Genomic DNA, 24851 nt, shown 5'->3' on the forward strand with positions numbered 1-24851 from the left:
TCACCCGGTCCCCTCAGGATGCGGCGGCGCCTTCGTCGATGCGGCGCTCGCCCTGGTCATGCTCGCGAACGTTGGATCAGCCCGCGCCGTCCGGCACGAAGACGTAGCCCACGCCCCAGACCGTCTGAATATAGCGCGGGGCCGAGGGATCGGCCTCGACGAGCTTGCGAAGACGCGACACCTGCACGTCCAGGCTGCGGTCGAAGGGTTCGAACTCGCGGCCGCGGGCCAGCTGGGCCAGCTTCTCGCGCGACAGCGGCTGGCGCGGGTGGCGCACCAGCGCCTTCAGCATGGCGAACTCGCCGGTGGTCAGCGGCAGTTCCTCGCCGTTCTTGCGCAGCGTGCGCGCGCCCAGGTCGAAGGCGAAAGGGCCGAAGGTGACCACTTCGTTCTCGGCCGACGGGGCGCCGGGCGCTTCCTGCGCGGGGCGGCGGCGCAGCACGGCGTGCACGCGGGCCAGCAGTTCGCGCGGATTGAAGGGCTTGCCCAGGTAGTCGTCGGCGCCGACCTCCAGGCCCACGATGCGGTCCACGTCCTCGCCCTTGGCGGTGAGCATGATGATCGGGGTGCGGTCGTTGGCCGCGCGCAGGCGGCGGCAGATGGAGAGGCCGTCCTCGCCGGGCATCATCAGGTCCAGCACGATGAGGTCGGCGGTCTCGCGCAGCATCAGCCGGTTGAGCGCCTTGCCGTCCTCGGCCAGGATGACTTCGAAGCCTTCCTGCGTCAGGTAGCGCCGGAGCAGGTCACGGATCCGGGCGTCGTCGTCGACCACCAGGATCTTGTCGGTGCGGGCTGCAGCTTGTGTCATGATGCTCCAAAACGTATTTGTAACAGGCCGGATTCTGAGGGCCGAAACACAGGGCGTGCGGCGTTTGCACGGACACCTGACACACTGTTACATAAGTTGCGGCGGCTGGGACGGATTCACTTTCCAGCCGTGAACTGCTCGGCAACTGCCGCGTTCTGTAGTCATGATGCCAAACTTCATCCGCTCCGCCGTGCCGGCTTTCCTGGCCGCCGCACTTCTTTTTCCCGCCGCCCGAGCCGGGGCCCAGACGGTCCCGCCGCCCGAAAACGTGGTGCAGCTCAGCACGTCCTCGACCGTGGAAGTGCCGCAGGACGTGCTGGTGTTTTCGCTCACCGCCACGCGCGAAGGCGCCGACCCGGGCCAGGTGCAAAACCAGCTGAAGGCCGTGCTGGACCAGGCGCTGGCCGAAGCGAAGAAGTCGGCCCAGCCCGGCGCCATGGACGTGCACACCGGCGGCTTCAACGTCGGTCCGCGCTATGACCGCAACGGCAAGATCAGCGGCTGGGTGGGCACGGCCGAGCTGGTGCTGGAAGGCAAGGACTTCGCGCGGCTCAGCCAGGCGGCCGGCCGGCTGCAGGGCATGACGGTGGCCAGCGCGTCCTTCCGGCTCAGCCGCGAGCAGCGCGAGCAGGCCGAACGGCAGGCGCAGTCGCAGGCCATCGCCGGCTTCCGCACCAAGGCCGGCGAACTGGCCAAGGCTTTCGGCTTCAACACGTACACGCTGCGCGAAGTGTCGGTGCAGGCGCAGGACACGGGCTACGTGCCGCGGCCGCGCATGATGGCCATGGAGGCGAAGGCCGCCGCCGACGCGCCGGTGCCGGTGGAAGCGGGCAAGGCCAACGTCCTGGTCAACGTGTCGGGTTCCGTACAGCTTCGCTAGCCGGAGTCCCACAAGACAGGGCGGGGGCGTCCTCTAAGCTGCCCGGCCATGGGGGCGACCGACCTGGCCGGCCATGCCGCGCGGCAAGACACCACGGCTGGCGGCCCACCTCTTTTCATCGTGGCCAACGCGGGCTCCGGGCAGCACGACCTGCGCCAGACCCGCGAGACCCTGTCGCGCGTGTTCGGCGAAGCAGGCCGCGAGTTCCATTTCGTCGACACGGACGGACCGGGCTCGGTGGTGACCGTGGCGCAGGCCGGGGCGCGCTACGCGCGCGAAGCCGGAGGTGTCGTCGTCTCGGTCGGCGGTGACGGCACCACCAACGCGGTGGCGCAGGCGGCCTGGGACGCGGGCTGCACGATGGCCGTGCTGCCGCAAGGCACGTTCAACCTGTTCGGCCGCGAGCACGGCATCGCGCAGGACCTGGAGACCGCGGCACGTGCGCTGCTGCGCGCGCGGGCCGAGCCGGTGCAGGTGGGCGAGGTGAACGGGCGCATCTTCCTCGTCAACGCCAGCCTCGGGCTGTACCCGCAGCTGCTGCAGGACCGCGAGGCTTTCAAGAGGCGGTTCGGGCGCCACCGCTGGGTGGCCATCCTCTCGGGGCTGGTCACCCTGTTCGAATGGCGGCGCCAGCTGGCGCTGGAGATCGAACTGGACGGGCAATCCACGTTGCTGACCACGCCGACCCTGTTCGTGGGCAACAACCGGCTGCAGCTGGAGCGCATTGGCATGGAGTCCGCCGTTGCCGAGCGCGTGGGCGAGGGCCGCCTGGCGGCGCTGATCGCCAAGCCGATCGGCACCGGGACCATGGTGTGGCTGATGCTCAAGGGCGCGTTCGGCCGCCTGGGTGAAGCCGAGCAGGTGCACAGCTTCGCGTTCCGCACGCTCACCGTGCGTGTGCTGGGCATGCGCAAGCTGAAGGTCGCCGCGGACGGCGAGGTCGGCGTGATGGCGCCGCCGCTGCGCTTCACGGTGGCGTCGCGTCCCCTGCAGCTGATGCTGCCGCGCGAGGAAGACCTGGTGCCCGTGGAATGAGCCTGCTGCTGCACATCTCCGACACGCACTTCGGCACGGAGCAGGCGCCCGTGGTGGAGGCGCTGCGGCGGCTTTCGTTCCAGCTGCGGCCGCAGGTGGTGGTGCTCAGCGGCGACATCACGCAACGCGCGCGGCCTTCGCAGTTCGCCGCGGCGCGCGCGTTCTGCGATTCGCTCGCGGTGCCCCATCTGCTCGCGCTGCCGGGCAACCACGACATCCCGCTGTTCGACCTGGTGACGCGCGTGGCCGATCCTTACCGGCACTACCGCGCCGCGTTCGGCGCGCTGGAACCGCAGCTGGCATTGCCGGACCTGCTGGTGAGCTGCGTGAACACCACGCGGCCCCGGCGGCACAAGCACGGCGAGGTGTCGCGCGAGCAGGTGGAGCGCGTGTGCGACCGGCTGCGCGGGGCGCGGCGCGAGCAATTGCGCATCGTGGTCACGCACCAGCCCGCGTGCGTGGTGCGAGAGGAAGACGGGAAAGACCGGCTGCGCGGCGGCCACGGGGCGGTGCGGGCCTGGTCCCTCGCCGGCGCGGACCTGGTGCTGGGCGGCCACATCCATCTGCCGTACATCGCGGACGTGCGCGCGAAAGTGAGTGGCACGCCGCGCGCGTTGTTTTGCCTGCAGGCGGGCACCGCGGTGTCGCACCGCGTGCGGTACGGCACACCGAACTCGGTGAACGTGGTGAGGTGGTCGGCGCCGCCGCCGGGGGCGGCGCGCAAGTGCAGGGTGGAGCGGTGGGACTACGACCTGGCCGATGCGCACTTCGAACGCACGCACGAGCACGAGCTGACGCTTGCCGACTAACTGTCATTCCCGCCTTTCGCGGGGATGACGGATGGTGGGGAGTTACTGCGCGGCCCAGCCGCCATCCATGTTCCATGCCACGCCGCGCACGTTGTTCGCGGCCGGCGAACAGAAGAACACCGCAAGCTCGCCCAGCTCTTCCGGCGTGGTGAACTGCATCGAGGGCTCCTTCTCGCCCAGCAGGCGCCTGGTGGCTTCCTCGTTGGTCCAGCCGTTGGCGCTGGCCTTGGCGTCCACCTGCTTCTGCACCAGCGGCGTCAGCACCCAGCCCGGGCAGATGGCGTTGCAGGTCACGCCCGTGGTGGCGGTTTCCAGCGCCGTCACCTTGGTCATGCCGACGATGCCGTGCTTGGCGGCGACATAGGCCACCTTTTCGACCGAAGCCACCAGGCCGTGCACCGAAGCCACGTTGATGACGCGGCCCCAGTTGGCGGCCTTCATCGCGGGCAACGCCAGGCGCGTGGCATGGAACGCGCTGGACAGGTTGATGGCGATGACGGCGTCCCAGCGCTCGGGCGGGAAGTCCTCGACCTTGGCCACGTGCTGGATGCCGGCGTTGTTGACGAGGATGTCCACGCGGCCGAACTTCGAGGCCGCGTACTTCATCATGTCCTCGATCTCCGCGGGCTTGCTCATGTCGGCGCCGTGGTAGTCCACCTTCACGCCCAGCTTCGCGATCTCGGCCTTCGGGCCTTCGACGTCGCCGAAGCCGTTGAGCACGATGTTCGCGCCTTGCTTCGCCAGGGCCTTGGCGATGCCGAGGCCGATGCCGCTGGTCGAGCCGGTGACGAGGGCGGTTTTGCCGTTGAGCATGGGACGTTTCTCCGCGGAGGGTTGTACGATGCGGTGGCGCTGTCGCGCCTGCCGCTCTCTTCGAGACGCGCGGAAGTATCGGACATTTGCCCCATGGCCACACCTACGCTGAATTACGTACCGTGCCCCGACCCGCAGGGCGGGCACCGCATGGCGTATTGGTCATGGGGCGACGCGGATGCATCGCGCGTGGTCGTGTGCGTGCACGGGCTCTCGCGCCAGGGTCGCGACTTCGACGTGCTGGCGCAGGCGCTGGCGGAGCGCAGCCCCGGCCCCATCCGCGTGGTGTGCCCCGACGTCGCCGGCCGCGGCAAGAGCGACTGGCTGAAAGACCCGATGGGCTATGGCGTGCCCACGTATGCCGCCGACATGCTGGCGATGCTGGGGCAGCTGCACGCGCAGTCGCCGATCCAGGACCTGTCGTGGTTCGGCACCAGCATGGGCGGGCTGATCGGCATGGCGGTGGCGGGCTCGCCGAACCTGCCGCTGCCTTCGCCCGTCAAGCGCCTGCTGCTCAACGACGTGGGGCCGGTCGTGCAGTGGGAAGCCATCCGCCGCATCAGCGGTTACATCGGCAACACCGGCCGCTTCGATTCGGCCGAGCAGGCGGCGCAGGCGATGTGGACCATCTCCACCAGCTTCGGGCCGCACACGGCGCAGCAGTGGCTGGCGCTGTCGCAACCCATGGTGCGGCCGCTGCCCGAGGGCGGCTTCACGCTGCACTACGACCCCGCCATCGGCGAGCCGATCAAGGCGCTGACCGAGGAGCAGGCCGCGCAAGGCCAGGCGGCAGTGTGGGCGCTCTATGACCGCATCACCGCGCGCACGCTCATCACCCGCGGCGCGCAATCGGACCTGCTCTCTCGCGAGACCGCGCAGGAGATGACGCGCCGCGGCCCGCGGGCCGAGGTCGTCGAGTTCGAAGGCGTGGGCCACGCGCCCACCTTCGTCGCCGAAGGCCAGGTGCGCGTCGCGGCGGACTTCCTGCTGAAACCATGAAGCGCGAACTGGCCGAACCCGCGCAGGGCGGCCCGGTTCCCGAGCTGATCGCGGCGACCGAGCAGGCCTTGCCCCACCAGGCGAACGCGCTGGCGCGGGCGCGCAGCTTCGCCGAACCCTTCATCGCCGGCGAGACGCTGGACACGGGCGAGAACACGCTGGCGCATGCCGACGCGGTGGCGGCCATCCTGAAATCCATGGGCGGCTCGGAAGCCATGCAGGCGGCCAGCTACCTGGTGTACGCGTGCCAGCACCTGAACAAGCCACAGGAGATCATCGCCAAGGCTTTCGGCGAAAGCTACGCGGCGCTGGCGGTGGAGACCACCGCGCTGGTGCGCGTGCAGCGCCAGGCGCGCACCGCCGAAGAGGCTTCCCGCGTCGACGATCCCAAGGCGCAGACCGAGAACGTGCGCAAGATGCTGCTGGCGTTCTCGCGCGACCTGCGCGTGGTGATGCTGCGGCTGGCTTCGCGCTTGCAGACGCTGCGCTTCCATGCGGCGCAAAGGAGCGCGGCGCCGCCCAGCGTGGCGCGCGAAGCGCTGAGCGTTTTCGCGCCGCTGGCCAACCGCCTGGGCATCTGGCAGCTGAAGTGGGAGATGGAAGACCTGGCCTTCCGCTTCCTGGAGCCGCAGACGTACAAGGAAGTGGCGCGCCTGCTGGACGAAAAGCGCGTTGAGCGCGAAGCCTTCGTCGAGCAGCTGCGCCAGCGCCTGGAAGCCGAGCTGAAGGCGCAGGGCATCGCCGCGCAGGTGCAGGGCCGGCCCAAGCACATCTACAGCATCGTCAAGAAGATGCGCGGCAAGTCGCTGGACTTCGCCAAGGTGTTCGACGTGCGCGCGCTGCGGGTCATCGTGCCGGAGGTGCGCGACTGCTACGCCGCGCTGTCCTGGGTGCACCAGGAATTCGAGCCGATCACTTCCGAGTTCGACGACTACATCGCCAAGCCCAAGCCCAACGGCTACCAGTCGCTGCACACGGTGGTGCGCGATGCGGCGGGGCGGCCGATCGAGATCCAGATCCGAACGCAGGCCATGCACGAGCACGCCGAGCACGGCGTGGCGGCGCACTGGGCATACAAGGAAGCGGGCGCCAAGGGCTACTCGGGCGTGGCGGCGGCGGGCGAGTACGACGCCAAGATCGCGGTGCTGCGCCAGCTGCTGGCCTGGGAACGCGACCTGGCCGGCGCCAGCGATGGCTTGTTCGAGGACCGCATCTACGTGCTGACGCCCCAGGCCGCCATCGTCGACCTGCCGCGCGGCGCCACGCCGGTGGATTTCGCGTACACGCTGCACACCAACCTGGGCCACCGCTGCCGGGGCGCGCGAGTGGACGGCGCGATGGTGCCGCTGAACACGCCGCTGCAGAACGGCCAGACCGTCGTCATCGTCGCCGCGAAAGAGGGCGGGCCTTCGCGCGACTGGCTCAACCCCGAACTGGGGTTCCTCGCCAGCCACCGCGCCAAGGCCAAGGTGCGCGCCTGGTTCAACGAGCAGTTGCGGCACGAGACCGTGGCACGCGGGCGCGAGCTGGTGGAAAAGCTGCTGCAGCGCGAAGGGCGCACGGCGCTCAAGCACGGCGACCTGGCGGCGCAACTCGGATTCAAGACCGCCGACGACCTGTTCTTCGTGGTGGGCAAGGACGAGTTCTCGCTGCGCAACATCGAGACCCTGCTGAACCCGCCGGAAGCGCCGCTGCCGCCGGACGAGTACCTGCTGCTGAAGAAGGCCAAGGGCGGCGAGAAGGGCGCGACGAAGGGCGGCGTGCTGGTGGTCGGCGTCGATTCGCTGATGACGCAGCTGGCGCGCTGCTGCAAGCCGGCGCCGCCGGACCGCATCGCGGGCTTCGTCACGCGCGGCAAGGGCGTCAGCATCCACCGCACCGATTGCAGCAACTTCCGCGAGATGGCCGCGCGCAACGGCGAACGGGTGATCGAAGTGGAATGGGGCCGGCCGCGCGCGGACGGCGCCGCGGTCTACCCGGTCGATGTGTCCGTGGAGGCGACCGACCGGCAGGGGCTGCTGCGCGACATCTCGGAAGTGTTCGCCAAGGAGAAGATGAACGTCATCGGCGTGCAGACGCAGTCCGTCAAGGGCACGGCCTGGATGACATTCACGGTCGAGACCACCGATTCGCAGCGGCTGGTGCGCGTGCTGGGACTGGTGCGCGAAGTGACCGGCGTGCGCGCGGCGCGGCGGCGCTGATGGCGGAGCTGCTGCTGCGCAATGTGCGCTTGCCGCGGGACGGCGCGGCAGTGGACGTTCGCGTGGAAGGCGAGCGCATCGCGGCCGTTGCGCCGGATCTCGCGCCCCGCGAAGGCGAAGAGGTGATCGAAGGCAAGGGCGGCTTGCTGCTGCCGGGCTTCGTCGAATCGCACGCCCACCTGGACAAGACCTTGTGGGGACTGCCCTGGCGGTCGCATGCGGCGGGTGGCCGGCTGGAAAACCGCATCGAGGACGAGCGGCGGTTCCGCGCGGAAAGCGGACACGACGCGGGGCGGCAGGCGATGGCCCTGGCGCTGGCGTTCCTGGAACGCGGCACGACGCGCATCCGCACGCACGTGGACGTCGACACCGGCGCCGGCTTGCGGCACCTGCAAGGCGTGCTCGAAGCGCGGCAGCGGTTGCGTGACGTGATGGAACTGCAGGTGGTCGCGTTCCCGCAGTCCGGATTGCTGATGCGGCCCGGCACCGCTGACCTGCTGCGCGCCGCGATGCGCGAGGGTGCCGAAGTGCTCGGCGGGCTGGATCCGCAGGGCATCGACGGCGATGCGGCGGCTTCGCTGGACCTGCTGTTCGGTATCGCGGACGAGGCCGGCTGCGGGCTCGACATCCACCTGCATGAACCCGGCGAGGGCGGTGCGCGCACGCTCGATGCCATCCTCGATCGCGTCCAGGCGCTTGGCTTGCAGGGACGAGTCGCGATCAGCCACGGCTTCTGCATCGGTGAGGTCGAGGCGCCGCGTCGTGCCGCGTTGCTCGACCGCATGGCGCGGCTGCAGATTGCCGCGGTGACCGTCGGCACACCGTATCGCGGCGTGCCGTCTTTGCTGGAGTGCCGCGAAGCGGGCGTGGTGCTGGCCGCCGGCAACGATGGCATCCGCGATGCGTGGACGCCCTACGGCTCGCCCGACATGCTGGAGCGCGCGATGCTGGTGGGCTGGCGCAACAACCTGCGCCGCGACGAGGAGCTCGGTTTCGCGTTCGATGCGGTGACGTCTCAAGGTGCGCTCGCTTGCGGCTTCAGCGACTACGGCCTGCAACCCGGCTGCATCGCCGACCTGGTGGTGGTGGATGCGCGGCACGTGCCTGAGGCGGTGGTGGTCCGTCCGCGGCGGGAACTGGTGATCTCGCGCGGCCGGATCGTGGTGCGCGAAGGAGTGCCTTCAGCCTCTGCTACAATTTTGGGCTTCAACACCCCAGGCGCGTAGCTCAGCTGGTTAGAGCACCACCTTGACATGGTGGGGGTCGTTGGTTCGAGTCCAATCGCGCCTACCATCTCCTTTCCCGGAGATGGCACCCCGGCACCTCTGCCGGGAAAATTTTTCCCTCCGATGCCCTGACGAGCGCGCCTCGCTCAGCGCTGCGTCATCCTTCCGTCCGCCCCGCGCGCCGATCAACTCGGCCTTGCAAACGCCGTGCCCGGCCGCCGGAAAACGCCCCCAAGTTGCGCGCGCAGGCGTACGCTATCCGGAATGCTGCGGGCTGCGCTCCGGCATGCAACAACAAGGAAGAATGATCATGCAGTTCGATCGTTTCCACCTTCTCCCAGCCTTGTTCGCAGCGGCCGTGTTCGCCGCGCCGGCCGCTCCGGCCCTCGCGCAGGACGTGCTGCTCGGCGCTTCGGTTCAGCTGACCGGCCCCCTCGCCAACACCGGCCGCTACTACCGCGACGCCTACCAGCTCGCGGTCGATCGCATCAACGCGGCGGGCGGCGTGAAGGTCGGCGGCCAGCCGCACAAGCTGGCGCTCAAGATCTACGACAACCAGTCCGACGTGAACCTGTCGGTGCGCCAGTACACCCAGCTGGTGTCGCAGGACAAGGTGAACCTGCTGCTCGGCCCCTTCGCCAGCAATTTCGCGCTGGCGGACTCGGCGGTGTCCGAGAAGTACAAGATCCCGATGGTGCAGGGCGGCGGTGCGTCGGACGAGATCTTTTCGCGTGGGTTCAAGTACGTTTTCGGCACGCTGGCGCCGGCCAGCGACTACTTCGGCAGCACCGTCGAGATGATGAAGGCGCTGAAGCCGCCGCCGAAATCCGTCGCGCTGCTCTACGCCGACGATTCGTTCGACGTTTCCGTGGCGAAGGGCACGCGGCCGCTGTTGAAGAACGCCGGGCTCACCCCCGCCATGGACGAGCGCTACAGCAGCAACACCAGCGACTTCAGCTCGCTTCTGTCGCAGATCAAGGCCAAGAACGTCGACGCGGTGCTGGTGGCCGGACACGAGACCGAGATCCTGAACTTCGTGCGCCAGGCCAAGAGCCTGGCGGTCGCGCCCAAGCTGTATTCGTTCACCGTCGGCGTGCCGAGCGAGGACTTCCGCAAGGCGCTGGGCAAGGACGCCGACTATGCGTTCGGCATGACGGCGTGGCTGCCGCATCCGGCGCTGAAAGACCGCTGGTTCGGTGACGCCGACCAGTTCGCCAAGGAATACAAGGCCAAGTACGGCTACGACCCCGACTACCACGCCGCATCCGGCGCTGCCGACGTCGCCGCGCTGGCACAGGCGATGGAAGATGCGGGCAGCCTCGAGCCGCAGAAGGTGCGCGACGCGCTGGCCAGGATCAAGTTCGACAGCCTGTACGGCCCGGTGGCGTTCGGCGCCAACGGCCAGATCAACCTGCCGCAGGTGGTGGTCCAGGTGCAGGGCGGCCAACTGGCCGAGGTGTTCGACGGCAAGGCCTTCGTGACCCAGCCCAAGTTCCCCATGCCGGCCTGGAACGCCCGCTGAACGCCCGCCGCCACGGAACACGCCGTGGATCTGCTCGCGCAAGTCCTCGTCAACGGCATCCTGCTGGGCGGGCTGTACGCGATCATGGCGCTGGGCCTCGCGCTGGTCTGGGGCGTGCTCAACATCGTCAACCTGGCGCACGGCGCCTTCATCATGCTGGGCGCCTATTGCTCCTGGCACTTGTTCCGCTACCTGCACGTCGACCCGTTCCTGGGGCTGCCGATCACCGCGGCCGTGATGTACGCGGTGGGCTACCTGCTGCAGCGCGGCCTGCTGAACCTGATCGTCCGCGCGCCGATGTTCAACACGCTGCTGCTCACCTTCGGGCTGGAGGTGGTGCTGACCTACCTCGCGCAGCTCGCGTTCTCGGCGGACTTCCGCACGATCAACCCGCCGTATGCCGGCGAGCAGCTGCAATGGGGGCCGGTGGTGCTGCCGGTGGCGCGGCTCGGCGCGTTCGCCGGCGCGCTGGTGCTGACCTTCGGCATGTGGCTGTTCCTGCTGCACACCCGGCTGGGGCGCGCCATCCGCGCGACCGCCCAGAACCTGGTCGCCGCGCGCCTGTATGGCGTGGAGCCGCGGCACCTGTACGCGACGACGTTCGCGATCGGCATCGCGCTGGCCGGTGCTGCGGGCGGGCTGTACGGCGTGGTGTCGCAGATCAACCCGTACATCGGCGCGACGCTGACCGCCAAGTCGTTCGCGATCTCGATCATCGGCGGGCTCGACAACCCGCTGGGCGTGCTGGTCGGCGGCCTCTTCCTGGGCATCGTCGAATCCTTGACCACGCTGTACATCGGCCCGACCTTCGCCGATGTCGCGAGCTTCGGCATCCTGGTGCTGGTGCTGATCGTGCGGCCCACGGGCCTGCTGGGGAAGACCGCATGAAGGCCTGGCAGCGCGCGCTGGTGGTGGTCGCGCTGCTGGTGCTGGCCGGCGTGCCCTGGTATGGCTCGGACGTGCTGCTGCAGTTCGGCATCAACGCGCTGCTGCTGGCCGTGCTGGCGCAGGGTTGGAACATCATCGGCGGCTACACCGGCTACGCATCGTTCGGCAACTCCGTTTTCTACGGCCTGGGTGGCTACGGCGTGGGGATCGCGATGCTGCAGTGGCACCAGCCCTTCTGGGGCGGGATGGCCTTCGGCGTGGCGATGGCGCTGGTGTTCGCCTTCCTGCTCGGCCTGCCGGTGCTGCGGCTGCGCGGCCACTATTTCGCGATCGCGACGCTGGCCCTGGCGCAGGTGATGGCCGCGATCGTCTCCAACGTCCCGCTCGCCGGCCAGAACATCGGCCTGGTGCTGCCGCCGCTGAACAACGACCGCCTGTTCTACGGCCTGTCGCTGGCGCTGCTGGTGATCGCGACGGTGGTGGTGTACTGGCTCACGCGCAGCCGCTTCGGCTTCGGCCTGATCGCGATCCGCGAGAACGAGGAAGGCGCGGCGGTGATGGGCGTCAACACCACGCTGTACAAGGTGCTGGCCTTCGCGCTGTCGGGCGTGTTCTCCGCGCTGGCCGGCGGCATCCACGCCTACTGGATCACCTTCCTCGACCCGGAGAGCGCCTTCGACATCAGCCTGAACGTCAGGATGATCATCATGACGGTGTTCGGCGGCGCGGGCACCGTGTTCGGGCCCATCGTCGGCGCGTTGTCGCTGTCGGCGATCTCCGAGGTGCTGTCGAGCGAGGTGACCAGCATCGCCGGCCTGTTCTTCGGGCTGGTCATCGTCGCCGCGGTCGTGCTGATGCCGCGCGGCCTGGCCGACCTGGCGCGGCGGGTGCGCCAGGCGGGCTGGCGCTACTTCGCGGAGAACGTGCGGGCGAACTGGCTGTGAACGCGCGGCTCGAAGTCCGGCACGTGACCCGGCGGTTCGCCGGGCTGGTGGCGGTGCGCGACGTGAGTTTCACGCTGGCCCAGGACGAGATCCTCGGCGTGATCGGCCCGAACGGCGCCGGCAAGACCACGCTGATCAGCCTGGTCAGCGGCACCATCCCGCCCAGCGAGGGCGAGGTGCTGTTCCAGGGCCATCCGATCAATCGCCTGCCGGCTTTCCGCCGCGCGCGGCTGGGCATCGGCCGGACGTTCCAGATCATGCAGCCGTTCCCCGGCCTGTCGGTGCAGGACAACGTGGCGGTCGGCGCGCTGTTCGGCCAGGGCGGCGGCGAATCGGAACTGGCGAAGGCGCGGGAGCAGGCGCGCGAGTGCCTGGACTTCGTCGGCCTGGGCCGGTTCGCCGGCCAGCGCGCCGACGAGCTCGGCGGCCCCGGCCGCAAGCGGCTGGAGCTGGCCAAGGCGCTGGCGATGAAACCGAAGCTGCTGCTGTGCGACGAGGTGATGGCGGGCCTGAACCACGTCGAGATCGACGAGGTGATCGGCGTGATCCGCAAGGTGCGGGACCAGGGCATCAGCGTGCTGGTGATCGAGCACGTGATCAAGGCGATCAAGAGCCTGTCGGACCGGCTGCTGGTGCTGCACCACGGCGAGAAGATCGCCGACGGCGCGCCCGACGCGGTGCTGTCGGATCCGGCCGTGGTGCAGGCCTACCTCGGCAAGAGGCGCGCATGAGCGACCCCGCGCATGACGGCACGCCGTTGCTGAAGGTCGAGGGCTTGTCCGCCGGCTATGGCGGCATGCCGGTGCTGCACGAGATTTCGATCGAGGTGAACAAGGCCGAGATGGTTGCCCTGGTCGGCGGCAACGGCGCCGGCAAGACCACGCTGCTGCGCGCGCTCTCGCGCCTGTTGCCATGCACCGGCAGCATCGCGCTCGCGGGCCGGGAGCTGCGGACCCTGACGCCGGACCAGGTGTTCGGCCTGGGCCTGGTGCAGGTGCCCGAGGGCCGCCAGCTGTTCGGGCGCATGACGGTGCAGGACAACCTGCTGATGGGCGGCTACCGGCGCGGCGACAAGGCGGCGCTGTCGCGCGATCTGGATCGCATGTACGCGCTGTTCCCGCGGCTGGGCGAGCGGCGTCGTCAACTGGCCGGCAGCATGTCCGGCGGCGAGCAGCAGATGTGCGCGATGGCGCGCGCCCTGATGGCGGCGCCGGTGCTGATGATGGTCGACGAGATGAGCCTGGGCCTCGCGCCGGTGGTGGTCGACCAGCTCATGGAGGTGCTTGCGCAGATCCGCCGCGATGGCGTCACCGTGCTGCTGGTGGAGCAGGACGTGCAGATCGCGTTGTCCGGCGCGGACCGCGGCTACGTGATCGAAACCGGTCGCGTGGTGCTCAGTGGCAGCGCGAAGGACCTGGTCGATGATCCGGCTGTGCAGCAGGCGTACCTGGGGATGTGACGCGCAGGCGTGCAGTGCGCGCGTCGGTAAGGGTTGACCCGTGGCACGAGGTGCAGCACGCTCCCTAGAATCTGCTGCAACGCAACAGTGCCGCCCCGCTACCAGGAGTCCCGTCCGTGACCAGCAAGAAAGCCGCACCGAACGCGCAACCCGCGCAGCGCGTGATCAAGAAGTACCCCAACCGGCGGCTGTACGACACGGACACGTCCTCGTACATCACGCTGGCGGAAGTGAAGCAGCTGGTGATGGACAGCGAGCCGTTCACCGTGCGCGACGCCAAGTCCAACGAGGACCTCACTCGCAGCATCCTGTTGCAGATCATCCTGGAGGAAGAGACGGGCGGCGCGCCGATGTTCAGCGAGGCGGCGCTGGCCAACATCATCCGCTTCTACGGCCACGCGGCGCAGGGCTTCATGGGCAGCTACCTGGAGAAGAACGTCCAGGCGTTCACCGACATCCAGGCCAAGCTGGCCGAGCAGTCCAAGACGCTGACGCCCGAGATGTGGGCGCAGTTCATGAACATGCAGAACCCGCTGATGCAGGGGATGATGGGCAGCTACGTCGAGCAGTCCAAGAGCATGTTCGACAAGATGCAGGAACAGATGCAGAAGCAGACCGAGCAGATGCTCGGCGCCTTCCTCGGCAAGCGCTGAGGTTCCTCCTTGCGCCCTGATGGGCCTGTGCCGAACGGGCCCACCGTCGCTCTGGGACAATGCAGGCCATGAGCGAAAACACGACCGCCGAGGCGGCCCCGAAAGTGGGGTTCGTCAGTCTCGGCTGCCCCAAGGCCCTGACCGATTCGGAACTGATCCTCACCCAGCTGTCCGCCGAGGGCTACACCACGTCCAAGACCTTCGAAGGCGCCGACCTGGTGATCGTCAACACCTGCGGCTTCATCGACGATGCGGTAAAGGAAAGCCTGGATTCCATCGGCGAGGCGCTGTCGGCCAACGGCCGGGTCATCGTCACCGGCTGCCTGGGCGCGCGCGAAGGCGAGGGCGGCGGCAACCTGGTGCGCCAGATGCACCCGTCGGTGCTGGCCGTCACCGGCCCGCACGCCACGCAGGAGGTGATGGACGCGGTGCATGCGCACCTGCCCAAGCCGCACGATCCCTTCGTCGACCTGGTGCCGGCCGCGGGCATCAAGCTCACGCCGCGCCACTACGCGTACCTGAAGATCAGCGAGGGCTGCAACCACCGCTGCACGTTCTGCATCATCCCTTCCATGCGCGGCGACCTGGTGAGCCGGCCGGTGGGCGACGTGCTGAAGGAAGCACGCGCGCTGTTCGAGTCCGGCGTGAAGGAGTTGCTGGTGGTGAGCCAGGACACCTCCGCGTACGGTGTCGACACGAAGTACCGCACCGGTTTCTTCGATGGCCGGCCCGTGAAGACTCGCATGCTGGACCTGGTGCGCGAACTCGGCGAACTGGCGCGCCCGTACGGCGCCTGGGTGCGCCTGCACTACGTCTATCCGTACCCGTCGGTGGATGAAGTGGTTCCGCTGATGGCCACGGGCGCGGTGCTGCCGTACCTGGACGTGCCGCTGCAGCACAGCCATCCCGACGTGCTGCGGCGGATGAAGCGCCCGGCCAGCGGCGAGAAGAACCTGGAGCGCATTCGCGCCTGGCGCGAAGCCTGTCCGGAACTGGTGGTGCGCAGCACCTTCATCGCCGGCTTCCCCGGTGAGACCGAGGCCGAATTCCAGGACCTGCTGGATTTCGTGCGCGAGGCGCAGATCGACCGCGCGGGCTGCTTCGCGTACAGCCCCGTGGAAGGCGCGGCCGCCAACGACCTCCCCGGCATGCTGCCGGCCGAGGTTCGCGAGGAGCGCCGCGCTCGCTTCATGGAAGTGGCCGAACAGGTGTCAGCCGAAAGGTTGCACCGCCGCGTCGGCGCGACGATGCAGGTGCTGGTGGATTCGGCGCCGGGCCTGGGCCGCAAGGGCGGGGTGGGACGCAGCTACGCGGATGCGCCGGAGATCGACGGCACCGTGCGCCTGCTGCCGCCGGAAAAGCTGAGCAAGCAACTGAAGGTGGGCGAGTTCACTCGCGCCCGCATCGTGGCCACCGAAGGCCACGACCTCGTCGGGATGCCGATCTGAGGGCAGAAATAAATAAAGCCGGCTCGCGCCGGCTTTATCATTTGACTTGGTGCCCAGGAAGGGACTCGAACCCCCACGATGTTACTCGCTAGTACCTGAAACTAGTGCGTCTACCAATTCCGCCACCTGGGCATTTCAGGAAAGAAAAGGATTCTATATCAAAAACATCGGACCTCAACACTCGACCGGACTTTTGGATGAAGTCGAGGGAACGATCCAGGGCCATCGCGATGGCCACGGCTATGTCGCCAGGGACGACGGCGAGACCGACATCTACCTGCCGCCCAATGAGATGCGCGCGGTCCTGCACAAGGACCGCGTGCGCGTGCGCATCGTGCGGCACGACCGCAAGGGCCGCCCTGAGGGGCGCGTGGTCGAGATCGTCGAGCGGCCGCCGCAGCCGATCATCGGCCGCCTGCTGCACGAAAGCGGCGTCTGGCTGGTCGCGCCGGAAGACAAGCGCTACGGCCAGGACGTCCTGATCCCCAAGGGCGCCACCGGCACGGCCAAGCCCGGCCAGGTGGTCGTGGTGGAACTCACCGAGCCGCCCAGCCTGTACGGCCAGCCCGTGGGCCGCGTGAAGGAAGTGCTGGGCGAGATCGACGACCCCGGCATGGAGATCGAGATCGCGGTGCGCAAGTACGGCGTGCCGCACGAGTTCTCCGACGCCTGCATCGCGCAGTCGCGGCTGCTGCCCGACAAGGTGCGGCCCGCCGACCGCAAGCACCGCGTCGACCTCACCGACGTGCCGCTGGTCACCATCGACGGCGAGGACGCGCGCGACTTCGACGACGCCGTGTACTGCGAGCCCGCGAAGGTGGGCCGCGGCAAGGGCTGGCGCCTGCTGGTGGCCATCGCCGACGTCAGCCACTACGTGCAGACGGGCGAGCCGATCGACGTCGACGCGTACGAGCGCGCCACCAGCGTGTACTTCCCGCGCCGTGTCATCCCGATGCTGCCGGAGAAGCTGTCCAACGGCCTGTGCTCGCTCAACCCCGAAGTCGACCGGCTGTGCATGGTCTGCGACATGCTGATCACGGCCACCGGCGAGATCCAGGCCTACCAGTTCTACCCGGCGGTGATGTGGAGCCACGCTCGCTTCACGTACACCGAGGTGGCGGCCATCCTGGCCAACACGCGCGGGCCCGAAGCGCAGCGGCGCAAGGACCTGGTGGGCGACCTGATCAACCTGCACGACGTGTACCGCGCGCTGCTGAAGGCGCGCGAGGCCCGCGGCGCGATGGACTTCGATACGGTGGAAACGCAGATCGTCTGCGACGAGAGCGGCCGCATCGAGAAGATCGTGCCGCGCACCCGCAACGACGCGCACCGGCTGATCGAGGAAGCCATGCTGGCCGCCAACGTCTGCTCGGCCGACTTCATCCAGCAGTCCAAGCACCCGGGCCTGTACCGCGTGCACGAAGGCCCGACGCCGGAGAAGAAGGAGATCCTGCGCAACTACCTGAAGGCGATGGGCGTGGGCCTGTCGGTCAGCGACGAACCGATGCCGATGGAGTTCCAGCGCATCGCCGCCGCGGTGAAGGACCGCCCTGACGCGCAGCAGATCCACACCATGCTGCTGCGGTCCATGCAGCAGGCGATCTACACGCCGATCAACAGTGGCCACTTCGGCCTGGCCTACGACGCCTACACGCACTTCACCAGCCCGATCCGGCGCTACCCGGACCTGCTGGTGCACCGCGTGATCAAGGCCATCCTGGGCAACGGGCACTACACGCTGCCCGCGCTGCCCACGCCGGGCGAGGCGCACGAGAAGCTGGCCCGCCGGCTGGCTTCGCGCGTCGCCGCGCCGAAGAAGAAGCCGGCGATGGCCAACCCGAAGGAAACGCAGGCCTGGGAAGCCGCGGGCCTGCATTGCAGCGCCAACGAGCGCCGCGCCGACGAAGCCAGCCGCGACGTGGAAGCCTGGCTCAAGTGCAAGTACATGCGCGAACACCTGGGCGAGGAATACGGCGGCGTGGTCAGCGCGGCCACCACGTTCGGCATCTTCGTCACGCTGGACCAGCTGTACGTCGAAGGCCTGGTGCACATCACCGAGCTGGGCGGCGAGTACTTCAAGTTCGACGAGGCGCGCCAGGAACTTCGCGGCGAGCGCACCGGCATTCGCTACGCCATCGGCTCGCGGGTGCGGGTGCAGGTCAGCCGCGTCGACCTGGATGGTCGCAAGATCGACTTCCGGCTGGTGCGCGAAGGTGAGGAACTTGAATCGCGTGCCATGCGCGACAAGGGCGTCGCCGCGGGCGCACCGCGCAAGGGCGCGGCGGCCAAGCCGGCGCGCAAGACGGGCCGCGCCACTCGCGCGCCGGAGCAGAACCTGAAAGCCGCGGTCAAGAAGGCGGTGGCTTCCAAGGGCAAGAACGGCCGCAAAGGGCGGCGATAAGCAGGAGATCGAGGCCATGGACAGCAAGGGCAAGGGCCGCGTGGCCATCGTGACGGGCGGCGGCAGCGGCATCGGCAAGGCCGCGGCGCTGGCGCTGCTGGCGGATGGCTGGCACGTGGCGCTGGCGGGCCGCCGGCAGGACGCGCTGGACGCGGCGGCGGCCGAAGCGAACGCGGGCGATCGCGCGCTGGGCGTGCCCACCGACGTCACGGACCCGGCGGCGGTCGAGGCGCTGTTCGCCACGACGGTGAAGAAGTTCGGCCGCGTGGACCTCGTGTTCAACAACGCCGGCATGGGCCTGGGCGGCGCGGCGCTGGAAGACATCGCCATCGAGGACTGGAAGCGCGTGGTCGACACCAACCTCAACGGCATGTTCTATTGCATCCGCGAGGCCTTCCGCGTGATGAAGTCGCAGTCGCCCAAGGGCGGCCGCATCATCAACAACGGCTCGATCTCGGCGCACGCGCCGCGGCCGGGGTCCATCGCCTACACGGCCACCAAGCACGCCGTGACGGGCCTGACCAAGACCGCTTCGCTCGACGGCCGCAAGCACGACATCGCGGTGGGCCAGATCGACATCGGCAACGCGCTCACCGACCTGGCCGCGCGCATGGCCAAGGGCGTGCCGCAGGCCAACGGCGAGATCGCGGTGGAACCGCTGATGGACGTTTCCATCGTCGGCCAGTCCATCCTCTACATGGCCAACCTGCCGCTGGAAGCCAACGTGCTGTTCCACACGGTGATGGCCACCAAGATGCCCTTCGTGGGCCGCGGCTGAAACCCTCTCAGTCCAGGTGAAGTCGGCGGGCCAGCGCGCCCGCCGTCAGCGGTTCGCCGGCAGGCCAGTCGTCCGCGGCCTTGCCGTGGCGGTACACGGCATGCGCGGCGGCCTGCAGCGCATCGGAAGACACCGGCAACGCAGCGGCCACCAGGCCGGCGAGCACGTCGCCCGTGCCGCCGGTGGCGAGCCTGCCGTTGCCGGTGGGGTTGATCGAAGGCGTGGTGCCCGGCGCCGCGATCACCGTGCCGGAACCCTTGAGCACGACGACGGCTTTCGAGCGTTCGCCCAGTTCCTGCGCGGCGCGCAGGCGGTCGCCTTGCACTTGCGCGGTGCTGGTGCCCAGCAGCCGCGCGGCCTCCAGCGGGTGGGGCGTGAGGACCGTGGGTCTGCCGCGGCGCCGCAGTGTCTCTTGCAGCGAGGCATCGGCCGCGATCGCGTTCAGCGCGTCCGCATCGAGCACCAGCCACTTCGCGCGCGACAGCACGGCGGGCAACATGGCCGCCACGGCGTCGCCGCCGCCGCAGCCGCACGCGACGGAGATCGATTCGAGCGGCAACGCATCCCAGGCACGCACCATCAGCTCCGGCCAGCCCGGCACGGCCGCGCCGAAGCCGGTGTCCAGCGGCGCGAGGAACACACGGCCCGCGCCGCCGCAGAGGGCCGACGTCGCCGCGAGCACCGCCGCGCCGGCCATGCCTGGCGCGCCGCCGATGACGGCAACGTCGCCGTTCAAGCCCTTGTGGCTCGCATGCGCACGCACACGGACGGGCGCGGGACCGGCGAGCTGCGCGGTGGGTGCTTCCGCCGCTTGCACGCCGAGATCGTCGAACCACAGCTCGCCGGCGGCATCCCGGCCCGCGCCGGTGAACAGTCCGGGCTTCAGCGTGAGCAGCGACACCGTGTGAGCCGCGCGAACCGACTGGCCATTGCCCGTGTCGGCGTTCAGCCCGCTCGGCAGGTCGATCGCCAGCACGGGCGAGGCCGAAGCGCTCATTCGCCCGGCCGCGGCGGCCAACGCGTCTTCCAACGGCCGGCTGCTCCCCAGTCCCAGCAACGCATCGATGCCGAGATCCCACGCGCTGGGCAACGCGTCCGCGACCGGCACGCCGGCCTCGCGGCACTTGCGCCACGCGTTCGCGGCATCGGGCGGCAGCTTGTCGGGTGAGCCGGCGAGCGTGACGGTCACGGCCTTGCCCCAGCGATGCAGGTGCACCGCGGCTTCCAGGCCGTCGCCACCGTTGTTGCCGGGCCCGCAGGCCACCCACACGCGGTGCGCGTGCGGCGCGATGGCCAGCGCCAGGCGTGCAACGGCCAGGCCCGCGCGTTCCATCAACGCATGCGCCGGCAGCGAGGCCGCCGCTTCCTGCTCGATGCGGCGCGTGGCCGCGGTGCCGTGCAGCGGCCAGGGGCGGTCGAAGGTGACCTTCAGCATGGCGCGCATTGTGCGCGCCGCGATCAGCCCGTGAGACGCTCGACGCCCAGGCCTTCCAGGTCCAGCAGCGGCGCGTTGCCGCCCATCAGGTCGGCGACCACGCGCGCGCTGCCGCAGGACATGGCCCAGCCGGTGGAGCCGTGGCCCAGGTTCAGCCACACGCCGGGGATGCCGGAAGCGCCCAGCACGGGCGGGCCGTCCGGCAGCATGGGCCGCGCGCCTTTCCATTCCTGCACCGCGGCGCCGGTGTTCGACAGCTGCGCCGCGCCTGGGAACCAGTCGTGCAGCACCTTGTAGAGCGTCTGCAGCGCCTGCGGCCGCTTGTGCGTGGGACCGCCGCCGATCTCCGCGCTGCCCGCCACGCGCACGCGCTGGCCCAGGCGCGTGATGGCGACCTTGTAGCGCTCGTCCATCACCGCGCCGCGCGGCGCGTTGAGCGGCTCGCGGATGGGCGCGCTGACGGAGTAGCCGTACACCGCTGCCAGCGGGATGCGCAGGCCGACGGGGCGCAGCAGCGCGGCGGAAGACAACCCACCGCACACCACGACGGCATTGAAAGTCTGCTGGCGCGGCGCCTGCCCGTCCGCCTGCACCACCAGCGTGGTGGGCGAAGCGCGGTCCAGCGGCTGCACCGCGGTGTTGAACTCGAACTTCACGCCCAGCCCGCGCGCGACGTCCTTGAGCAGCAGCGCGAACTGGCGGCAGTTGCCCGCCTCGTCGTCGGGCAGGTGCACGGCGCCGAGGAATTCGGTGTCGGGGTTGAGCGCGGGTTCCACGGCGCGCGCGGTGGCCGCGTCGATCTCGTGGAAGGCGACGCCCGCGTCGCGCAGCACCTGCAGGCTGGGCTGCACCAGGCGCTGGTCCTTCTCGGACCGCAGCATCACCATGTAGCCGGGACTGTGGTCGTATTCCAGCTGCAGCGAATCGGTCAGCCAGTGCAGCCGCTCGCGGCTGAAGAAGGCCAGGCGCTGCATGCGCGCGCGGTTGGCCAGGTAGGTGTCCAGCTTGCAGTGGCGCCACCACTGCCACATCCAGCCCAGCTCGGCGGCCGACACCGGCGGCACCAGCTTCACCGGCGCGTGCCGGCTGAACAGGTAGCGCAGCACCTTGCCCGGCATGCCGGGCGCGGCCCAGGGTGTGACATAGCCGGGCGCGACCATGCCGGCATTGGCGAAGCTGGTTTCTTCCGCGACCGCGCCGCGGCGTTCGAAGACGGTGACGTCGTGGCCATCGGCCGCGAGTTCGTACGCAGTGGTGACGCCGATGATGCCGGCGCCGATGACGGCGACTTTCACGGGTACTTCGGTCCCTTCAGTGCCGCGGCTGCAGGGCGGCTTCCACCGCCAGGCCGGCGTCCAGCACCGTGTCGTCGTGCATCGCGCCGTGCCACAGCGACAGGCCCACCGGCAGGCTGCCGGGCGCGTGGCAGGGCAGCGACAGCGCGCAGCCGTCGAGCATGTTCACCACGCTGGTGTTGCGCAGGAGCAGGGCGTTCACGCGGAAGAAGGCTTCGTCGCGTTCCGCGCCCGGCGCCACGTCGGCGATGGCCGGGGCGGTGATGGGCACGGTGGGTGTCAGCACGGCGTCGTAACCGCGCAGGGCGCCTTCGACTTTGGCGATCCAGCCGGCGCGTGCCCGCACCAGGTCCACGTATTCCCAGGCTTTCATCGCCACGCCGCGCTCGATGCGTGCGCGCACGCGCGGGTCGTAGCCTTCGCCGGCGCGGGCCAGCAGCTGGCGGTGCCACGCGTAGCTTTCGGCCGCGGTGAAGCCGCCCATGGACTGGAGGGTGCCCAGGTCGCGGATGGCTTCGAGCTCGATCTCTTCGATGCTCGCGCCGGCGCCGCGCAAGGTGCGAAGGGCCGCTTCGAAGGCTTGCGCCACCGCCGAGTCCATGCCGTCGAGCAGCTGCGTGCGCACGACGGCGAAGCGGCGCTGCGCCAGCGGCTTGTTCTCGAGCACCACGCGGCGGTTGGCGAGGACTTCATGCGCCAGCACCGCGTCGCGCACCGAACGCGTCATCGCGCACACGGTGTCCAGCGTGGTGGACAGCGGCAGCGCGCCTTCCAGGGGCGTGAGACGGGCGGTGTTCTTGAAGCCGACGATGCCGCACAGCGCGGCCGGGATGCGGATGGAGCCGCCGGTGTCCGAGCCCAGGCCGATGAAGGCCGCGCCGGTGGCGACCGACACGGCCGCGCCGGACGACGAGCCGCCCGGGATGCGCGGCACGGCGGTGTCGGCGGGATTGGCCGGCGTACCGTGGTGCGGGTTGACGCCCACGCCCGAGAAGGCGAACTCGGTCATGTTGGTGCGGCCGACCAGGCTGGCGCCCGCCGCGCGCAGGCGCGCCACGGCTGCGCTGTCGGCGCGAGCCGGCGGCGCGTCGGCCAGCACGGTGGAGCCGGCCGCGGTGGGCTGGCCTTCGATGTCGAACAGGTCCTTGATGGACACGGGCAGGCCGGCCAGCGGCAGTTGGCGTGCCTGGTCCCGGGAAGCGGCCTGCGCCTCTTCGGGCAGGGTGCGCAGGAAGGCGTGGCGGCAGGCGGGCGACTGGGTCATGGCCAGCGCGGCGGAGAAAGCCTCCGCGGCGCTGCCCTGGCCGCGGCCGAGCTGCACACGGGTGGCGATGAGGTCGTCCATGGGAAGGCGCGAGGGGAGGGGTGTGTTAGAATCCTGTGGTTTTGCCGGGTGGTGGCTGCATGGTGCGGCGCCGCGAGACCGGCGGAACAAATCCCGAATCCGTTCCTACCAGGTGTCGCGAGGGCCGCACGGCCCCCTCGATTGCGGGGCGGATTCTAGACCCAACCTAGGAAACCAATCATGGCAGTCTCCATGCGCGAAATGCTGGAAGCCGGTGTCCATTTCGGCCACCAGACCCGCTTCTGGAACCCGAAGATGGCCCCGTTCATCTTCGGCTCCCGCAACAAGATCCACATCATCAACCTGGAAAAGTCGCTTCCGATGTTCCAGGAAGCTTCCAAGTTCGTGAAGCAGCTGGCCGCCAATCGCGGCACCATCCTGATGGTGGGCACCAAGCGCCAGGCCCGCGAGATCGTGGCCCAGGAAGCCAAGCGCGCCGGCGTGCCCTTCGTCGACCAGCGCTGGCTGGGCGGCATGCTGACCAACTTCAAGACGGTCAAGACCTCCATCAAGCGCCTGAAGGACATGAAGGCCCAGCAGGAAGCCGGCCTCGAGTCGATGAGCAAGAAGGAACAGCTGATGTTCCAGCGCGAGATGGAAAAGCTCGAGAAGGACATCGGCGGCATCCAGGACATGAACACCCTGCCGGACGCCATCTTCGTGATCGACGTGGGCTTCCACAAGATCGCCGTGTCCGAAGCCAAGAAGCTGGGCATCCCGCTGGTCGGCGTGGTGGACTCCAACCACTCGCCCGAAGGCATCGACTACGTGATCCCCGGCAACGATGACTCGGCCAAGGCCGTCGCCTTGTACGCCCGCGGCATCGCCGACGCCGTGCTGGAAGGCCGCTCCAGCGCCGTCAACGACGTGGTTCGCGCCGTCTCCGAGGGCGGCGACGAGTTCGTCGAGGTCGAGGAAGGCGCCGGCGCCTGAGCGCGCGCCCCCGCATCCAGGAAGGGGCTCTCGGGCCCCTTTTTACCGTCCGGACCACTGAACAGCAGAAGGAAAATTCAAATGGCAGCAATCACCGCAAGCATGGTCGCCGAACTGCGCGCCAAGACCGACGCCCCGATGATGGAGTGCAAGAAGGCGCTCACCGAGGCCGAAGGCAACATGGACAAGGCCGAGGAGCTGCTGCGCGTCAAGCTCGGCAACAAGGCCAGCAAGGCCGCGGACCGCATCACCGCCGAAGGCGTGGTGACGGCCAGCATCGAAGGCACCACCGGGGCCCTGCTGGAAGTCAATTGCCAGACCGACTTCGTCACCAAGAACGACAGCTTCCTGGCCATGGCCAATGCCGCCGCGCAGCTGATCGTGAAGAACAACCCGGCCGACGTGGCGGCGCTGGTGGCGCTGCCGTACAGCCAGGACGGGTTCGGCCCCACGCTGGAAGACGTGCGCAAGGGCCTGGTGGGCAAGATCGGCGAGAACATGAACTTCCGCCGCTTCAAGCGCTTCGAAGGCGGCAGCAAGCTGGCCTCGTACCTGCATGGCACCCGCATCGGCGTGGTGGTTGAGTACACGGGCGACGACACGGCCGCCAAGGACGTGGCCATGCACGTGGCCGCGATGAAGCCGGTGGCGCTGCAGTCGGCCGACGTGCCCGCCGAGCTCATCGAGAAGGAGCGCAGCGTCGCCACCGCCAAGGCCGCCGAATCCGGCAAGCCGGCGGACATCGCCGCCAAGATGATCGAAGGCTCGGTGCAGAAGTACCTCAAGGAGGTGTCCCTGTTCAACCAGCCGTTCGTCAAGAACGACAAGCAGACCGTGGAGCAGATGCTCAAGGCCGCGAACACCACCGTGAAGGGCTTCACCCTGTACGTGGTGGGCGAGGGCATCGAGAAGAAGGTGGACGACTTCGCCGCCGAAGTCGCCGCCCAGGTCGCCGCCGCCAAGGGCGCCTGACGCCCGA

At 69.2% G+C, this 24851-nt stretch carries 22 protein-coding genes and 2 tRNA genes; 18 read left to right on the top strand and 6 right to left on the bottom strand.

The window, feature by feature from the left end:
- Positions 1-76 precede the first annotated feature (76 nt).
- Complete coding sequence (gene ompR, locus EZ216_RS02135) at positions 77-808, bottom strand: osmolarity response regulator transcription factor OmpR (RefSeq protein WP_135247925.1); 732 nt, start codon at positions 806-808, stop codon at positions 77-79.
- A 166-nt stretch (positions 809-974) separates the two neighbouring features.
- Between ompR and EZ216_RS02140 the strand changes: the two genes are divergently transcribed.
- The 3 genes from EZ216_RS02140 to EZ216_RS02150 are packed head-to-tail and all read left to right on the top strand — an operon-like array spanning position 975 to position 3532.
- Entirely contained in the window at positions 975-1688 is a 714-nt protein-coding gene (locus EZ216_RS02140; RefSeq protein WP_135247926.1) for an SIMPL domain-containing protein, read from the top strand.
- 48 nt (positions 1689-1736) lie between these two features.
- On the top strand, positions 1737-2723 hold the full coding sequence (locus EZ216_RS02145) for a diacylglycerol/lipid kinase family protein (RefSeq protein ID WP_135247927.1): 987 nt from the start codon (positions 1737-1739) through the stop codon (positions 2721-2723).
- Positions 2720-3532 carry a metallophosphoesterase family protein gene (locus EZ216_RS02150; RefSeq protein WP_135247928.1) on the top strand — a complete coding sequence of 271 codons (813 nt, stop codon included), beginning with the start codon at positions 2720-2722 and terminating at the stop codon, positions 3530-3532. Before EZ216_RS02145 ends, EZ216_RS02150 begins: the two co-directional genes overlap by 4 nt.
- Before the next feature lie 42 nt (positions 3533-3574).
- Here EZ216_RS02150 and EZ216_RS02155 read toward each other — a convergent pair whose 3' ends face one another.
- Complete coding sequence (locus tag EZ216_RS02155; protein ID WP_135247929.1) at positions 3575-4345, bottom strand: 3-hydroxybutyrate dehydrogenase; 771 nt, start codon at positions 4343-4345, stop codon at positions 3575-3577.
- Between the two features lie 93 nt (positions 4346-4438).
- On the opposite strand from EZ216_RS02155, the gene EZ216_RS02160 reads away from it, so the two are divergent.
- From EZ216_RS02160 to rimO, 11 genes are all read left to right on the top strand, one after another.
- The gene (locus EZ216_RS02160; protein WP_135247930.1) at positions 4439-5344 is read left to right on the top strand and encodes an alpha/beta fold hydrolase; all 906 of its coding nucleotides are present in this window, start codon (positions 4439-4441) and stop codon (positions 5342-5344) included.
- Positions 5341-7545, top strand: coding sequence for a RelA/SpoT family protein (locus tag EZ216_RS02165; RefSeq protein ID WP_135247931.1), 2205 nt, complete (start codon positions 5341-5343; stop codon positions 7543-7545). Before EZ216_RS02160 ends, EZ216_RS02165 begins: the two co-directional genes overlap by 4 nt.
- The gene (locus tag EZ216_RS02170) at positions 7545-8771 is read left to right on the top strand and encodes an amidohydrolase family protein (protein WP_135247932.1); all 1227 of its coding nucleotides are present in this window, start codon (positions 7545-7547) and stop codon (positions 8769-8771) included. The genes EZ216_RS02165 and EZ216_RS02170 overlap by 1 nt, the downstream gene beginning before the upstream one ends.
- Positions 8762-8838, top strand: a tRNA-Val gene (locus tag EZ216_RS02175). Before EZ216_RS02170 ends, EZ216_RS02175 begins: the two co-directional genes overlap by 10 nt.
- Positions 8839-9081: 243 nt before the next feature.
- A complete protein-coding gene (locus EZ216_RS02180; RefSeq protein ID WP_135247933.1) occupies positions 9082-10293 on the top strand; it encodes an amino acid ABC transporter substrate-binding protein in 1212 nt (403 codons plus the stop codon).
- A 24-nt stretch (positions 10294-10317) separates the two neighbouring features.
- Positions 10318-11181, top strand: coding sequence for a branched-chain amino acid ABC transporter permease (locus EZ216_RS02185; RefSeq protein ID WP_135247934.1), 864 nt, complete (start codon positions 10318-10320; stop codon positions 11179-11181).
- Positions 11178-12125 carry a branched-chain amino acid ABC transporter permease gene (locus EZ216_RS02190; RefSeq protein ID WP_135247935.1) on the top strand — a complete coding sequence of 316 codons (948 nt, stop codon included), beginning with the start codon at positions 11178-11180 and terminating at the stop codon, positions 12123-12125. The genes EZ216_RS02185 and EZ216_RS02190 overlap by 4 nt, the downstream gene beginning before the upstream one ends.
- Entirely contained in the window at positions 12122-12856 is a 735-nt protein-coding gene (locus EZ216_RS02195) for an ABC transporter ATP-binding protein (protein WP_135247936.1), read from the top strand. The genes EZ216_RS02190 and EZ216_RS02195 overlap by 4 nt, the downstream gene beginning before the upstream one ends.
- Positions 12853-13584: an ABC transporter ATP-binding protein gene (locus EZ216_RS02200; protein WP_135247937.1), complete on the top strand. Its 732-nt coding sequence runs from the start codon at positions 12853-12855 to the stop codon at positions 13582-13584. The genes EZ216_RS02195 and EZ216_RS02200 overlap by 4 nt, the downstream gene beginning before the upstream one ends.
- Positions 13585-13700: 116 nt before the next feature.
- On the top strand, positions 13701-14237 hold the full coding sequence (gene phaR, locus EZ216_RS02205; protein WP_135247938.1) for a polyhydroxyalkanoate synthesis repressor PhaR: 537 nt from the start codon (positions 13701-13703) through the stop codon (positions 14235-14237).
- Between the two features lie 68 nt (positions 14238-14305).
- Entirely contained in the window at positions 14306-15685 is a 1380-nt protein-coding gene (gene rimO / locus EZ216_RS02210) for a 30S ribosomal protein S12 methylthiotransferase RimO (protein WP_135247939.1), read from the top strand.
- Positions 15686-15732: 47 nt separating this feature from the next.
- Here rimO and EZ216_RS02215 read toward each other — a convergent pair.
- Positions 15733-15817: transfer RNA gene (locus EZ216_RS02215), tRNA-Leu, on the bottom strand.
- Positions 15818-15878: 61 nt separating this feature from the next.
- On the opposite strand from EZ216_RS02215, the gene rnr reads away from it, so the two are divergent.
- On the top strand, positions 15879-18086 hold the full coding sequence (rnr, locus tag EZ216_RS02220) for a ribonuclease R (protein ID WP_239024254.1): 2208 nt from the start codon (positions 15879-15881) through the stop codon (positions 18084-18086).
- A 16-nt stretch (positions 18087-18102) separates the two neighbouring features.
- A complete protein-coding gene (locus EZ216_RS02225; protein ID WP_135247941.1) occupies positions 18103-18864 on the top strand; it encodes an SDR family oxidoreductase in 762 nt (253 codons plus the stop codon).
- 7 nt (positions 18865-18871) lie between these two features.
- Here EZ216_RS02225 and EZ216_RS02230 read toward each other — a convergent pair whose 3' ends face one another.
- The 3 genes from EZ216_RS02230 to EZ216_RS02240 are packed head-to-tail and all read right to left on the bottom strand — an operon-like array spanning position 18872 to position 22939.
- Positions 18872-20299 carry an NAD(P)H-hydrate dehydratase gene (locus EZ216_RS02230; protein WP_135247942.1) on the bottom strand — a complete coding sequence of 476 codons (1428 nt, stop codon included), beginning with the start codon at positions 20297-20299 and terminating at the stop codon, positions 18872-18874.
- A 23-nt stretch (positions 20300-20322) separates the two neighbouring features.
- Entirely contained in the window at positions 20323-21594 is a 1272-nt protein-coding gene (locus EZ216_RS02235; RefSeq protein ID WP_135247943.1) for a D-amino acid dehydrogenase, read from the bottom strand.
- A 16-nt stretch (positions 21595-21610) separates the two neighbouring features.
- The gene (locus EZ216_RS02240; protein WP_135247944.1) at positions 21611-22939 is read right to left on the bottom strand and encodes an amidase; all 1329 of its coding nucleotides are present in this window, start codon (positions 22937-22939) and stop codon (positions 21611-21613) included.
- 180 nt (positions 22940-23119) lie between these two features.
- Between EZ216_RS02240 and rpsB the strand changes: the two genes are divergently transcribed.
- Together rpsB and tsf are read left to right on the top strand one after the other, a co-directional pair.
- Positions 23120-23872 (top strand): 30S ribosomal protein S2, encoded by a 753-nt coding sequence (gene rpsB, locus EZ216_RS02245; protein ID WP_135247945.1) that lies wholly within the window; start codon positions 23120-23122, stop codon positions 23870-23872.
- An 81-nt stretch (positions 23873-23953) separates the two neighbouring features.
- A complete protein-coding gene (gene tsf, locus EZ216_RS02250) occupies positions 23954-24844 on the top strand; it encodes a translation elongation factor Ts (RefSeq protein WP_135247946.1) in 891 nt (296 codons plus the stop codon).
- Positions 24845-24851: the final 7 nt, after the last annotated feature.

It is taken from the genome of Ramlibacter humi, from assembly GCF_004681975.1.
GTDB lineage: Bacteria > Pseudomonadota > Gammaproteobacteria > Burkholderiales > Burkholderiaceae_C > Ramlibacter > Ramlibacter humi.